Source organism: Myroides odoratimimus (assembly GCF_038039805.1).
In the GTDB taxonomy this organism is placed as follows: Bacteria; Bacteroidota; Bacteroidia; order Flavobacteriales; family Flavobacteriaceae; genus Flavobacterium; species Flavobacterium odoratimimum_B.
Map to the genome: position 1 here is coordinate 67,235 of NZ_JBBPHK010000006.1, position 13,429 is coordinate 80,663.

General features: G+C 35.9%; 13 protein-coding genes. 10 read left to right on the top strand and 3 right to left on the bottom strand.

Translation table 11 applies throughout. From position 1 onward, the window contains the following. Positions 1-141 precede the first annotated feature (141 nt). On the bottom strand, positions 142-2,955 hold the full coding sequence (gene leuS, locus AABL85_RS07010; RefSeq protein WP_286413475.1) for a leucine--tRNA ligase: 2,814 nt from the start codon (positions 2,953-2,955) through the stop codon (positions 142-144). Between the two features lie 244 nt (positions 2,956-3,199). On the opposite strand from leuS, the gene AABL85_RS07015 reads away from it, so the two are divergent. The 5 genes from AABL85_RS07015 (at position 3,200) to AABL85_RS07035 (ending at position 7,686) form a co-directional block, all read left to right on the top strand. Then, positions 3,200-4,081: a cell division protein FtsX gene (locus AABL85_RS07015; protein ID WP_341309623.1), complete on the top strand. Its 882-nt coding sequence runs from the start codon at positions 3,200-3,202 to the stop codon at positions 4,079-4,081. A gap of 2 nt (positions 4,082-4,083) precedes the next feature. After that, positions 4,084-4,326: a DUF3098 domain-containing protein gene (locus AABL85_RS07020; RefSeq protein ID WP_286413473.1), complete on the top strand. Its 243-nt coding sequence runs from the start codon at positions 4,084-4,086 to the stop codon at positions 4,324-4,326. A gap of 14 nt (positions 4,327-4,340) precedes the next feature. Then, positions 4,341-5,147: an undecaprenyl-diphosphate phosphatase gene (locus AABL85_RS07025; RefSeq protein WP_286413472.1), complete on the top strand. Its 807-nt coding sequence runs from the start codon at positions 4,341-4,343 to the stop codon at positions 5,145-5,147. Positions 5,148-5,149: 2 nt separating this feature from the next. Next, positions 5,150-5,866 carry a tRNA pseudouridine(55) synthase TruB gene (truB, locus tag AABL85_RS07030; RefSeq protein ID WP_286413471.1) on the top strand — a complete coding sequence of 239 codons (717 nt, stop codon included), beginning with the start codon at positions 5,150-5,152 and terminating at the stop codon, positions 5,864-5,866. A gap of 794 nt (positions 5,867-6,660) precedes the next feature. Further along, entirely contained in the window at positions 6,661-7,686 is a 1,026-nt protein-coding gene (locus tag AABL85_RS07035; protein WP_341309624.1) for a DUF6266 family protein, read from the top strand. A 76-nt stretch (positions 7,687-7,762) separates the two neighbouring features. On the opposite strand, the gene AABL85_RS07040 is transcribed toward AABL85_RS07035, so the two are convergent. Further along, positions 7,763-8,131, bottom strand: a complete 369-nt coding sequence (locus AABL85_RS07040) for a hypothetical protein (protein WP_341309625.1) — start codon at positions 8,129-8,131, stop codon at positions 7,763-7,765. Between the two features lie 311 nt (positions 8,132-8,442). On the opposite strand from AABL85_RS07040, the gene AABL85_RS07045 reads away from it, so the two are divergent. Next, a complete protein-coding gene (locus tag AABL85_RS07045; RefSeq protein ID WP_286413468.1) occupies positions 8,443-9,066 on the top strand; it encodes a YiiX/YebB-like N1pC/P60 family cysteine hydrolase in 624 nt (207 codons plus the stop codon). 125 nt (positions 9,067-9,191) lie between these two features. On the opposite strand, the gene AABL85_RS07050 is transcribed toward AABL85_RS07045, so the two are convergent. Then, the gene (locus AABL85_RS07050) at positions 9,192-9,791 is read right to left on the bottom strand and encodes a thioredoxin family protein (RefSeq protein ID WP_286413467.1); all 600 of its coding nucleotides are present in this window, start codon (positions 9,789-9,791) and stop codon (positions 9,192-9,194) included. A 193-nt stretch (positions 9,792-9,984) separates the two neighbouring features. Between AABL85_RS07050 and AABL85_RS07055 the strand changes: the two genes are divergently transcribed. The 4 genes from AABL85_RS07055 (at position 9,985) to AABL85_RS07070 (ending at position 13,378) form a co-directional block, all read left to right on the top strand. Continuing rightward, complete coding sequence (locus AABL85_RS07055; protein ID WP_286413466.1) at positions 9,985-10,782, top strand: patatin-like phospholipase family protein; 798 nt, start codon at positions 9,985-9,987, stop codon at positions 10,780-10,782. A 45-nt stretch (positions 10,783-10,827) separates the two neighbouring features. Further along, the gene (gene pyrH, locus AABL85_RS07060) at positions 10,828-11,547 is read left to right on the top strand and encodes a UMP kinase (protein WP_006262791.1); all 720 of its coding nucleotides are present in this window, start codon (positions 10,828-10,830) and stop codon (positions 11,545-11,547) included. A gap of 9 nt (positions 11,548-11,556) precedes the next feature. Then, positions 11,557-12,120 carry a ribosome recycling factor gene (gene frr / locus AABL85_RS07065; protein ID WP_286413465.1) on the top strand — a complete coding sequence of 188 codons (564 nt, stop codon included), beginning with the start codon at positions 11,557-11,559 and terminating at the stop codon, positions 12,118-12,120. Between the two features lie 160 nt (positions 12,121-12,280). Beyond that, positions 12,281-13,378 carry a Glu/Leu/Phe/Val dehydrogenase dimerization domain-containing protein gene (locus tag AABL85_RS07070; RefSeq protein ID WP_341309626.1) on the top strand — a complete coding sequence of 366 codons (1,098 nt, stop codon included), beginning with the start codon at positions 12,281-12,283 and terminating at the stop codon, positions 13,376-13,378. Positions 13,379-13,429: the final 51 nt, after the last annotated feature.

Consider the following 13,429-nt stretch of genomic DNA (forward strand, 5'->3'; position numbering starts at 1 on the left):
TAGCTAAAACTAATAACCCTTTTTTTATAAATAAATATAACATAACCTCTAAAAAGAAAAAGCCTCAACATCGATGTTGAGGCTTTCTGTATTTATTTGTGATAATAAGTACATTTATAAGACTTACAATCATACTGTAATTTATCCAACCAAGTTAATAATCTTACCTGGAACAATAATTACCTTCTTAGGCTCTCTACCTTGAAGTTGAGCTACTGTTCTTTCGTCTGCTAAGATGATTGCTTTAATCTCTTCTTCTGTTAAGTCTAATGGCAACTCAATCTTAAATCTCATTTTTCCATTAAACGACACAGGATACTCTTTTGCACTCTCTACTAAATACGATGCGTTGAATTCTGGGAACTCAGCATACGTTACAGATGTAGTATGTCCTAGCATAGACCACAACTCTTCTGCAATATGCGGAGCATAAGGAGAAACCACTATTGCTAATGGCTCTAAAATAGCTCTGTGATTACATTTTAGCTGTGACAATTCATTCACACATATCATAAACTGTGAAACTGAAGTATTAAAAGAGAAGTTCTCTATATCCTCAGTCACTTTCTTGATTGTTTTGTGAAGTGACTTATACATCTCTGCCGTTGGCTCATCATTGGTCACGATCACACCATTATCATCTGCATATAGTCTCCACAATTTCTTTAAGAAACCTGCCACACCAGATATACCAGCCGTATTCCATGGTTTAGCTTGCTCTAATGGCCCTAAGAACATTTCGTATAGACGCAGTGTATCCGCTCCATATTCATCACAGATATCATCAGGATTCACCACGTTGAAATAAGACTTAGACATCTTTTCCACCTCGTGTCCTACGATATATTTACCACTAGCATTCAAGACAAACTCTGCATTTGCATAGTCTGGTCTCCATGCTTTAAACCCTTCTGTATCTAATTCAGATGATGAATTAACTAATCCAACATAAGCATATAGCTGTTGAACCTTTTCATCCTTAATCATATCTTTAGATATAAACGTATTCGTTCCTTCTATTCTATAAACAAAAGCAGAAGTACCTAAAATCATTCCTTGATTAATCAACTTCTTGAAAGGTTCTTCCGTTGGAGCCACCCCTATATCCTTTAAGAATTTATTCCAGAAACGACTATATAATAAGTGTCCAGTAGCGTGCTCACTTCCTCCTATATATAAATCTACATTTTGCCAATAAGCTAATGCTTCAGGAGAGGCGATTTCTTCTGTATTCTGAGGATCCATATAACGCATCCAGTACCAAGAAGAACCAGCCCAACCAGGCATTGTATTTAACTCTAGTGGAAATACCGTTACCCCGTCTATCTTGTCGTTTTCTACTACTTTATTATTAGCAGTATCCCACGCCCATACAGTTGCATTTCCTAAAGGTGGTTGACCATCTTCTGTTGGCAAATACTTTTCTACTTCAGGAAGAACGATAGGCAAGTATTTTTTGTCAATCATCTTAGGAAGATTATTTACATAGTACACTGGGAATGGCTCACCCCAATAACGCTGACGTGAAAATACAGCATCGCGCAAACGGTAGTTTGTTTTCCCCTTTCCTTGTCCTATTTTCTCTAGTGCTTCGATAGCCTTAAGAGTCGCATCTTTAAACCCTAATCCATTTAAGAAATCAGACTCGATTAACAAGAAACCTTCTTTCTCTGCATATGCCTCCTCTGAAATATCTTGATCAAAGATATTCTTGATTGTAATACCGAAGTGTTTTGCAAAAGCATAATCTCTTGTATCACCAGCAGGAACAGCCATTACAGCTCCAGTTCCATAACCTGCTAACACGTAATCTCCGATCCATATTTCTATCGGTTCTTTTGTAAAAGGATGTTCAGCATACGCTCCTGTAAATACTCCTGAGATAGTCTTCACATCTGCCATACGGTCGCGCTCACTTCTCTTAGAAGTAGCATCTATATAAGCTTCTACAGCTGCCTTTTGTTCTGCTGTAGTGATTTTTCTTACTAAATCGTGCTCTGGAGCAAGAGTCATAAAACTAACTCCAAAGATAGTATCAGGTCTAGTAGTGAACACTTCTATCGTATCATCACTTTCTTTTAAGTTAAATACTACAGATGCCCCTACAGACTTTCCGATCCAGTTTCTTTGACTTTCTTTAATACTCTCAGTCCAGTCAATATCTTCTAACCCTTGAAGTAGACGTTCAGCATAAGCAGAGATACGCATACTCCATTGTTTCATTTTTTTTCTAACCACTGGATGCCCACCTCTTTCAGACAGACCATCTTTTATCTCATCATTCGCTAATACAGTTCCTAGAGCAGGACACCAGTTTACTTCTGTCTCGGCTAAGTAAGTCATTCTATATTTTAGTAGAATTTGCTCTTTTTCATCAGCTGAGAACGCATTCCACTGATCAGCGCTAAAGATCTCGATAGCATCCTCAGATACAGCTTGCACATTTGCATTTCCTTCTTTTTCGAAGATAGTCACTAATGTATCGATAGACTCCGCTTTATCGCTTACTTTATTATACCACGAATTGAACAATTGGATAAAGATCCATTGTGTATGTTTATAATAGTCCGCATTAGAAGTACGCACCTCTCTACTCCAGTCAAATGAAAAACCAATTTTATCTAACTGTTCTCTATAACGATCTATATTTACTTCTGTAGTCACAGCAGGGTGTTGTCCTGTCTGGATAGCATATTGCTCAGCTGGCAACCCGAAGCTATCATATCCTTGAGGATGAAGAACATTAAAACCTTTTTGACGTTTATAACGAGTAAAAATATCCGAAGCTATGTATCCGAGTGGGTGCCCCACATGTAATCCTGCTCCAGATGGGTAAGGGAACATATCTAATACGTAATACTTAGGCTTGTCAACATTATTCTCTGTTTTGAAAGTTTGGTTTTCTTTCCAAAATTTCTGCCATTTAGCTTCAATTTCGTTTGGATAATACTTCATACTATTATATATATCAATTTTTATACTTTGGTTAGTTCTTCAATCACACTATAATAACGCAGAATACTAATTTGAATTTCTAAGAAGTCAAATCCTATTTTCTAACACCATTCTAAGTTTGACAAAAAAAACCGTCAATTCAGGCAAAAATAAACTATATTTATAACAATTAGAAAACTTTAATCGTTATTGTCTCAATAAAAACATTTTTGTTTGTTATTTTTACGCACTTAAAATTTGATATATGGCTAGCTCTTATGAAAAATATCAAAAGCGAAAACTAATTTCGTCTTATTTTTCAGTTATACTTAGTATTTTCTTGGTTCTATTCTTATTAGGATCGCTAAGTCTATTCGTTATTAATTCTAAAAAAATCTCTGACAACTTTAGAGAGAATATACCTATGACTATATTCTTTGAGAAAAACACTTCTAAAGCAGTCATAGAAAAATTTGGTAGGAAGTTAGAAAAGCACACCTATATAAAAGAGCATCGCTTCGTCTCTAAAGAAGATGCTGCTAAAGAACACCAAGAGACCTTAGGTGAAGATTTCGTTGATTACTTAGGATTCAACCCTTTACAAGACTCTTACGACATTCACTTAAAAGGAGAATATGTCGTGAATGACAGTATAGATATTATCCTTAAAGAATTCAATGCTAACACAGCGATAAGCGATATAAAATATGACAAACAACTAGTAGATCTAGTCAATGAGAACGTAGATAAGATCACGAAGTGGGTGCTTATTATAGCAGCCTTCCTTACGATTATATCTATGCTATTAATCAATAGCTCTCTACGACTATTAATTTTCTCTAGCCGTTTTACCATTAAGACCATGCAAATGGTAGGAGCTACAAAGCGTTTCATCAGACGCCCATTTATCAGACATAGTATGAAGCTAGGACTAATAGGCTCTATACTAGCCATCATAGCTATCACTGCGCTTACATTCTATGCTGACAGCAAACTACCTGATCTAAATATCAACCCAAAAGAAGATTATATGCCTCTAGTGATCGTATCATGTGGAATATTAATCTTAGGAGGGATTATCACTAGCATCAGTACATTCTTTGCTACACAAAGATTCTTAAACCTAAAATCAGACGAACTTTATTAAATATGAAAGATCAAGATCAAAACCAGAATGTGCTTCTTTTCACTAAGAAGAACTATATTATACTACTGGTAAGTATAGCTTTAATTGCACTTAGTTTTTTCTTAATGGCGGGTGCTACTAACGATGTTCCTACAGAGTTTAATGAAGACATCTATAGCTTTAGACGCATACATCTAGCTCCTACAGTATTCTTTATCGGAATAGGAGTAGCTATTTATGCAATATTTAAAAAAGACAATAAATAATATAACTACATTAAATGGATTTAATACAAGCTATCCTCCTAGCCATAGTAGAAGGGTTAACAGAGTATCTACCAGTATCTTCTACTGCGCATATGATATTCGTAAGTTCTGCTTATGGTATTCAAGAAGACGAATTCGTAAAATTATTTCAAACAGCTATACAGTTTGGAGCTATCCTAGCCGTAGTGGCTCTATACTGGAGAAAGTTCTTTGACTTTAGTAAACTGAACTTCTATAAAAAACTAGTCTTAGCAGTTATCCCTGCTTTAGTATTAGGAAAATTATTTGACGAAGCTATTGACAAGGTATTAGGAGAGACTATCTACATCGCGATTATGTTGATTATTGGTGGTTTTGTATTAATCTTTATAGACAAGTACTTTAAGAACCCTAAGACCGTACGTGAAGAAGACATTACTGTTAGACAAGCTGTTACTATCGGGTTTTGGCAGTGTCTTGCGATGATGCCAGGTACGAGCCGTTCTGCTGCATCTATCATTGGAGGTATGCAACAAGGGCTTTCTAGACAAGTAGCTGCAGAGTTCTCATTCTTCTTAGCAGTACCTACTATGGCTGCTGTGACTGTGTACTCTATTGTACTTAAGAAATATGAATCAGGAAGAATAGGATATGAGATACTTCTAGACAATCCTGATAATATGAAATTATTCTTATTAGGAAATGTACTTGCCTTTATCGTATCGATTATCGCTATTAAATTCTTTATCGGCATCATTAAAAAATACGGTTTTAAACCTTGGGGATACTACAGAATTATAGCTGGAGCTATACTATTATTATACTTCGGATATCTTAAATAAGAATGATACAATACAATACTGAAGCCTTTCAGAGTGGGCAAATACTATTAATAGACAAACCGCTGCACTGGTCGTCATTCCAAGCAGTAAACAAAATTAAATGGCTATTAAAAAAACACTTTGACTTAAAAAAGATTAAAGTAGGTCATGCAGGAACTTTAGATCCTTTAGCCTCAGGACTTCTTATCATCTGTACAGGTAAATCCACAAAACAAATCAGTGAATTACAAGGACAAATAAAAGAATATACTGGGACAATCACACTAGGAGGAACTACTCCATCTTATGACTTAGAGACAGAGATAGACCAGACCTTCCCTACAGAGCATATCACAGAAGCACTGTTAGAAGAGGCAAGACTATCCTTTATGGGAACTACAGAACAACGTCCTCCTATCTTCTCTGCGCTTAAGAAAGATGGCAAACGCCTGTATGAACACGCTCGCAAAGGAGAAGAAGTAGAGATAGCGACTAGACCTATCACCATAGAAGAGTTTGAATTAACACAGACAGCTCTTCCTAATGTTGATTTTAGAGTCGTGTGTTCTAAAGGAACTTATATCCGCTCTCTAGCTTATGACTTTGGAAACAAAGTAAACTCTGGAGCACACCTAAGCGCCCTGCGCAGAACCAAAATCGGAGACTTCGATGTCATCAACGCCATCACTCCAGAAGAGTTCGAAGAACAAGTATTAAAAGCAATCGCTGACAATATATAATCAAAAAGCTACAAGATATCTTGTGGCTTTTTTATTTTTCTGTGAACTGTGAAGTAATTCGTGATATCGTGATATCGCGTAGCTTACTATATCAATCACAGTCTATCTCGTTGTCGCAGATTTATAATCCGTGACTTACACTACTCCTCATCCGATGTCATACTGAACCTACGAAGAATCTTATCATACACACTCGTTGTCGCGGATTTATAATCCGTGACTTACACTACCCTCACAGAATTACCCAAAATTTAAAAACACTTTTTTCTATTTTCACTCTGATTACACCCCAAAAAACAAGTCTCCTACTCTCATTTCTCTTATTTCCATCCCCTATTACACCTTGAAGAGGAGTAACGCCTTATAAAGAGTTATTTTTTTCAAAACTTTTTTAGTTACATAATTTCATAAAAAACTACATATCAACTGTTTAATAAAACCCAAAATCACACCAACCTTTTGATAACGTCAACAAAACTGCAGTATAACAGCCTTTCCTTGGACAATTATAGGACTATACTAGGACTATAACGGGTTTAAAGTAACTTTTGCCCAAGAATAGTTCTTTTATACTTCTTCTATTCTTCTTTCATGAAAACTTAATACGGTCATACAGCAGTCAAAATAAGTTCTCTACAAGACGAAATCATTCGCTTTGATATTCTTCATTTCATGTTCTTATTTTTCTGAAGTGTGATGTGTGCTAGGATGATCTTTTTTATCGATTGTTTGAACAGTTAAATAATCATGTATCAGTATTTTATACCTTGGAATAACCAAAAAACAAAGAAATCATGGCAGAAATCAAAGAAGGAATATTAGGTGCTGTAGTAGGAAAGGTAGGAACCGTAGTGGGTGTACTGTGGAGAGGGAGAAATATACTCCGCGCTAAGCCGCTAAAATCAAGTAAGAAAGCAACTGAGAAGCAGTTAAAACAATGGGACAAGATGAGCCTGGTATCTACCTTTGCTAGTAAGTTCAAGGATTTTGTCAATGCGCATTGCCCTGCGGTGTATAATGGGGAGAAATGGATGTCGGGAAAAGAACAAATGATTTCTAGGCTGATGAAGCAGGGCATCACAATGCATGAAGAGGAACAATACATACAAATAGACAAGGTGCTGCTCTCTATCGGAACCCTCGCTCCTGCTGTGATTAAAAAAATAAGCATGCTCAAAACTGGAAAGCTAAAAGTGCAATGGGATAATCATCTGATCAATCCCCTGACGCTCGATACAGACGCACTGACGATCATGGCGTATCACGAAGAACTAGACAAATTCATTAGTATCCCTACTATCGGACAACGCAAAGACAGATATGCTCACTTCAGTTTACCTAATGGATGGCAACAAGGGAAAGTTTATCTATGGAGTATGTGGAAAGCAGAAGACAGTAGTGTACATAGCACAAGTTGCTTTCGCGGGACCTTAGAAGCAGAAAATGGAGAACAGAAAACAGGTAACGGGGAAACTGGGAACGGTGAAACTAGGAACGAGGAAATGGGGAACAGACCTACGGGGAATGGGGAAACGGATAACGGGAGAACAGAAAACGAGGGAACTGAGAACAGGGGAACACTTGTATCTATAACAGATAGTGTAAGTGAATCATCACCTCCTATCCCACTTATGGAAGAAGAATCCGAAACTAAAAAAGAATTACCACCTGGACTCATCCGTCAAGTCAGAAAGAAAATCATAAAAGAAATAAAGTCTAGAGAATCTTCGCCTTCTAGTGATAATGCGCATGAAGGTGTAATCTATGAAGCGCGCTCCATCTTAGAAGCACTGAAGGCTGAGGAGGAACAGAGAGAGTGAATGAATAAGCATAATGGCTTATTTTTATTTTCAATACTCATGGTGTACTAAATACACAACCAAACCATCATGTCTTTTATTCTTCCCTCTTAAAAGCAAGTTGATAAACATTGCCATTTGTATCCATACCTAAGAGTCCTCCCTCCTGAGAGCGCTCTATCTCTATATAGAATCTAACACCTAAACTATCGCTCGCTATATACCCTGCACCGACATCTCCTTTTAGCTTTACTTCACCTGTATAATGCAAGCCTTCACGATCCATACCTTCCACGAAAAAGAATGACAATTCACTTTCTTTCTCTGGATGTTTATATTCCATTTTATCTAACTCTTGATAATCTTCAATTCCTTTTGGCTCCTCCTTAGTTTTATTACATCCTACTAAAAGCAAAAGACCTAATATAGATAAAACCTTCTTTTTTCTATTTAAAATCAACGACATAACATTTTTTTCTAAACACGAAAATAGACATACTAATACACTCCCCCCACCACAAATAAGTAAAGCATGACTTTTTATGAGTAAACCACCTATACTAATAGCTAAAACGATTTGAAAATCAGTAATGTTCCTCCTATCTTTGCCTAAAACCAAAATAAGCGATAGATAAAATAGCTGAATTAATTGTATTCTACCATTCTATCATCACCTCTTATATGATATTAGCGTGATGATATAGCTACTGTAGATTTCTATTATCAATTACTACTGCTGCTCATCTTTACAGTTTATTTTGGACTAAAAAATAACTTATGCGTAATATACTTTTTCTATTTGTTTTCATAACACAACTATCTTGGGGACAAAAAACAGAATACCAAGAAGGTGACCTTATCTTCCAAAATATAGATTGTGGTCCTTTATGTGATGCTATAAACGAAGTAACTTTTGGTTATAATGATTTAAATTTTAACCACATGGGAATGGTTATAGAACACGAAGGCAGTCTACAAGTCATAGAAGCGACTTGGCCTGAGGTATGTATTACGCCAATGGAGGACTTTCTAAACAAAACAAAAGAGCCTATGTACATAGGCCGTCTAAAAGGTAAGTTGACCAAACTAATTCCTGCAGCAAAAGAATTTGCTATAAAGCAAGTAGGTGTTCCTTATGATGATAATTATCTATATGCTAATGGTAAATACTATTGTTCAGAGCTTATATATGAAGCCTTTAAAGTATCTAATAAGAATAAGAGTTTCTTCTACCTATACCCAATGACGTATAAATCAAAATACACTAAAGAAACATTCCCTGTATGGGCAACATACTTTGAAAAATTAGGACAAACTATACCTGAAGGGGCGCCTGGCTGTAATCCAGCAGGAATGTCATTAGATCCGAGACTAAACATCATAGGACCTATCGTTAGATAGTTTTACTCACAGTGCTGAAACCATTACTCTATTGACTACAGATTACTTTAGTGAGACTGTAAATCATCTATTTATAATAACTAAAAAACGCTCTTTCACAAGTCTGAAAGAGCGTTTTTTAGTTATTATTCAAAAGAAGTCATTAACTCTATTACTTCTTTTTGTACTTCATGTCCTTTATCTTTAGTGTACCACTTCTGTAGTTCTACCTTACCTGCTTCGTCTACTACACCATGAGCAGCTTTATAATCTGTCACTACTTTTTGTCCTAAGGCAGGTCTTGGTCCCCAGTGTCCTAATACATTAAGTGTATCTTGTTCTACGATGATCAACTTTGGGATAGCTCTACCTCCATTCGTTAAGAAAGCATCCATTAGCTCTAGGTTTTTATCTCTTAGTACTAATCTCATCTCAATGTTAGGAGCTACTTCAGCCATCTTATTTAGGATAGGAACTATCTGAGCTGCATCACCACACCAACATTCTGTTATCACTATCCAAGTGTACTTTTTCTTCAGATTTGCCAATTTAGCAGCGACTTCTTCTTCTACTTTCATCGTCTTGTCTAAACGATGTAGCCTAGCTTCGTTCAACTCTGCATAAGCTAAATAATCATCGCTAAGTTCTAAAGAAGCTTTATCATTAGTCAATGCATCAGTAACAAATTGTCTAAATTCAGTATAACTAAAACTTTTGTCAATGTATTTTGAATCAATGTTTATCATTTTGTGTACTTTTATTGTTTGTTATTACCAAAGATAAACCTTTTACAGCAAATAAAATGATGACAAAAGTCAGGGAGATAAATTGTCCAAGCAAATTTAGCGCCTAAAAGACATGCTTAGATCGTTAATAGCTTAAGATAATGTATATTCTGATAGATATAGATCATTTTAGACGTGCTTAAACATTAAAATTATGATACATAAAACCAAAATCGGATTAGTGCTATCAGGTGGTGGTTATAAAGGTATAGCCCATGCAGGAGTATTACAGTTCTTAGACGAACAACAGATCAAACCAAACTATCTAGCAGGTACTAGTGCTGGTTCTATAGTATCTTCATTATACGCAAGAGGCATAGAACCAAAAGAAATATTGATGTTCTTTAAGTCTGTTAATATCTTTAACTGGCAACACTTTACTTTAAAAAAAGCAGGGTTAATGGATGTAAACGCTTTTGACAAATATTTGAATAAAGTGTTTAGTGACCTGACCATTGGTGACTTAGACATACCTGTATACATCAACGCTACTGATATCGTCAGTGGCAAATTGCACGTATTTAATAAAAAGACAAAGATAGTAGATGCAATCCTAGCATCTAGTGCATTCCCTGGTGTATTTTCACCATATCAAATTGGCAATAAAATATATAGTGACGGAGGGATTATCAACAACTTTCCAATCGAATTACTAAAAGGTAAATGCGATTACATCATCGGGAGCAATGTAACGCCAATACAACAAGTAACTGCTGATAGTCTAACATCTATACGATCAGTGACATTCAGAGCATATGAGCTGATGACTACGATAAACAACGCTAAGTTAGGCAAACTATGTGACTGGCTTATAGAACCCAAAGAGCTAACGCTCTACTCTACCTTTGAGCGTAGTAAGAAGAAAATGGATGAGATTTATGACTTAGGATATCAAACGGCAAAACAGACATTCGAAGAGAATCAACATATTTTTAAAAAAGCTATTCCATAGAAGCATATAATCTTTATATTTGCAAAACTTTAAAAATATCTTTCAATGAAGTACAAAAGAATTCTACTAAAATTAAGTGGAGAAGCCTTAATGGGAGATCAACAATATGGTATTGATCCTAAGAAATTAGCAGAGTATGCTGCTGAAGTAAAAAAAGTTCACGATTTAGGTGTTGAAATTGCGATTGTAATAGGTGGAGGAAATATTTTTAGAGGCGTTGCTGGAGCAAATGTAGGAATGGACCGAGTACAAGGTGACTACATGGGAATGCTTGCTACCATTATCAATGGTATGGCATTACAAGGAGCATTAGAAGCTGCTGGAATGTTAACTAGATTACAGACTGCCTTAAAAATAGAGGCTGTAGCAGAACCTTATATCAAAAGAAGAGCTGTTCGCCACTTAGAAAAAGGAAGAATCGTAATCTTCGGTGCTGGTACAGGTAACCCTTACTTCACTACTGATACAGCTGCTGTATTAAGAGGAGTAGAGATTAATGCTGATGTAATCTTAAAAGGAACAAGAGTGGATGGTGTTTATACAGCTGATCCAGAAAAAGATCCAACAGCAGTTAAATTTGAAAAAATCTCTTTCAGCGATTGTTTAACAAAAGGACTAAATGTAATGGATACTACAGCATTTACTCTAAGTAGAGAAAATGAATTACCAATCGTAGTATTCGATATGAATAAACAAGATAATTTATTAAAAGTTTGCCAAGGAGAAGATTCAGTAGGAACTACTGTATCCGTAAACGTTAATTAATCTATAGTTATGACAGAAGAAATCAATTTAATAATCGACGCTGCCAAAGAGTCTATGGACAATACTGTAGCTCACTTAGAAAAAACATTATTAAACATCCGCGCTGGAAAAGCATCTCCACAGATGTTAGGAGCAGTATTCGTAGACTACTACGGTTCACAAACTCCACTATCTCAAGTAGCAAATGTAAATGCAGCTGATGCACGTACATTAACTGTTACTCCATGGGAGAAAAACATGTTACAACCTATCGAAAAAGCAATTATGATCGCTAATCTAGGTTTAAATCCAATGAATAACGGAGACAACATTATCATCAATATCCCTGCATTAACAGAGGAAAGACGTAAAGATTTAGCTAAACAAGCTAAATCTGAAGCGGATGATGCTAAAGTAGGTATCAGAAATGCTCGTAAAGATGCAAATAACGATATCAAAAAAGAAGAGAAAAACGGAACATCTGAAGATATCTGTAAAGATGCTGAAGAGAGAGTTCAGAAGTTAACTGATGGTTACGTAAAAAAAATAGATGATATTCTTGCAGCAAAAGAAGCAGAAATCATGAAAGTTTAAAAAATCCGCAAGTGTGCGGATTTTTTTTTATCATATACTTTCTGATTAGGGAATTGCTATTGCGATATCTCTATTTCTATCAAAAACAGAACATACCACACTCATAATCAATGCTTTTTTACTTATCTTTATAGATAACTAACCCTAAAATTCATTGATTATGAATACAACAATCTATTCACCAGAAGAGCTTAAAAAGATATCTCCAGTATTTGGACAAATATCCTTTGACAATCATGAGCAAATTATGTTCTGTCACGATAAAGAATCTGGATTAAAGGCAATCATAGGTATACACAATACTACACTAGGTCCTGCACTCGGTGGAACAAGAATGTGGAACTACACATCAGAATGGGAAGCGCTAAATGATGTACTACGCCTCTCTAGAGGGATGACTTATAAATCTGCTATCTCCGGACTAGACTTAGGAGGGGGTAAAGCTGTAATCATGGGTGATTCTAAAAAGGATAAAAGTCCAGAACTCATCAAAGCTTTTGCCCATTATGTCAACTCTCTTAGTGGTAGATATATCACAGCTGAAGACGTAGGTACTACCACTGCAGATATGGATCTAATCCACTCTATCACACCTCATGTGACTGGTATATCAGAAAGTCTAGGAGGATCAGGCAACCCTTCGCCTGTAACTGCATATGGAGTATTTATGGGATTAAAAGCGGCGGCACATTATCAATTTGGGTCTGATAACTTAGAAGGTAAAAAAGTGCTGGTACAAGGAATAGGGAATGTCGGCGAGACATTAGTAAAACACTTAACTGCCAGTGGAGCCATAGTTACAATCACAGATATCAATGAAGAGAGAGTTAGTGAAGTAGCAAAAAAATATAATGCTAAGATATTTACTGGTACAGACCTATACTCAGAAGATGTAGATATCTATTCTCCTTGTGCTTTAGGAGCGACTATCAATGATGATACTATCGAAAAAATCAAAGCAAAAGTAATAGCAGGAGCAGCTAACAATCAATTAGCAGTAGAAGCTATACACGGCAAAAGACTACAAGAACGAGGAATTGTCTATGCTCCCGACTTTTTAATCAACGCAGGAGGAATTATTAATGTTTTTGGTGAGATAGTTCACTATGGGCTAGATGAAGCTTTAAAACGCACTGAAAACATCTACAACACCACTTTAGAAGTACTTAATTATGCTAAAGAACACAAGATAACTTCTCAACAAGCCGCTATGAAAAAAGCAGAAGACAGAATCAACAAAAAGAAAAACGCTAAATAATGGTTTAAAAGCAGTCTACAAATAGGCTGCTTTTGTTTTGTATCCCCCTTC

What these genes read in the sequence shown, in the direction of transcription:
- pyrH (WP_006262791.1), top strand. Translation starts at nt 10,828, where the DNA reads ATGAAGTACAAAAGAATTCTACTAAAATTAAGTGGAGAAGCCTTAATG.
- AABL85_RS07020 (WP_286413473.1), top strand. Translation starts at nt 4,084, where the DNA reads ATGAAAGATCAAGATCAAAACCAGAATGTGCTTCTTTTCACTAAGAAG.
- frr (WP_286413465.1), top strand. Translation starts at nt 11,557, where the DNA reads ATGACAGAAGAAATCAATTTAATAATCGACGCTGCCAAAGAGTCTATG.
- AABL85_RS07070 (WP_341309626.1), top strand. Translation starts at nt 12,281, where the DNA reads ATGAATACAACAATCTATTCACCAGAAGAGCTTAAAAAGATATCTCCA.
- AABL85_RS07040 (WP_341309625.1), bottom strand. Translation starts at nt 8,131, where the DNA reads ATGTCGTTGATTTTAAATAGAAAAAAGAAGGTTTTATCTATATTAGGT.
- truB (WP_286413471.1), top strand. Translation starts at nt 5,150, where the DNA reads ATGATACAATACAATACTGAAGCCTTTCAGAGTGGGCAAATACTATTA.
- AABL85_RS07055 (WP_286413466.1), top strand. Translation starts at nt 9,985, where the DNA reads ATGATACATAAAACCAAAATCGGATTAGTGCTATCAGGTGGTGGTTAT.
- AABL85_RS07015 (WP_341309623.1), top strand. Translation starts at nt 3,200, where the DNA reads ATGGCTAGCTCTTATGAAAAATATCAAAAGCGAAAACTAATTTCGTCT.
- AABL85_RS07025 (WP_286413472.1), top strand. Translation starts at nt 4,341, where the DNA reads ATGGATTTAATACAAGCTATCCTCCTAGCCATAGTAGAAGGGTTAACA.
- AABL85_RS07050 (WP_286413467.1), bottom strand. Translation starts at nt 9,791, where the DNA reads ATGATAAACATTGATTCAAAATACATTGACAAAAGTTTTAGTTATACT.
- AABL85_RS07045 (WP_286413468.1), top strand. Translation starts at nt 8,443, where the DNA reads ATGCGTAATATACTTTTTCTATTTGTTTTCATAACACAACTATCTTGG.
- AABL85_RS07035 (WP_341309624.1), top strand. Translation starts at nt 6,661, where the DNA reads ATGGCAGAAATCAAAGAAGGAATATTAGGTGCTGTAGTAGGAAAGGTA.
- leuS (WP_286413475.1), bottom strand. Translation starts at nt 2,955, where the DNA reads ATGAAGTATTATCCAAACGAAATTGAAGCTAAATGGCAGAAATTTTGG.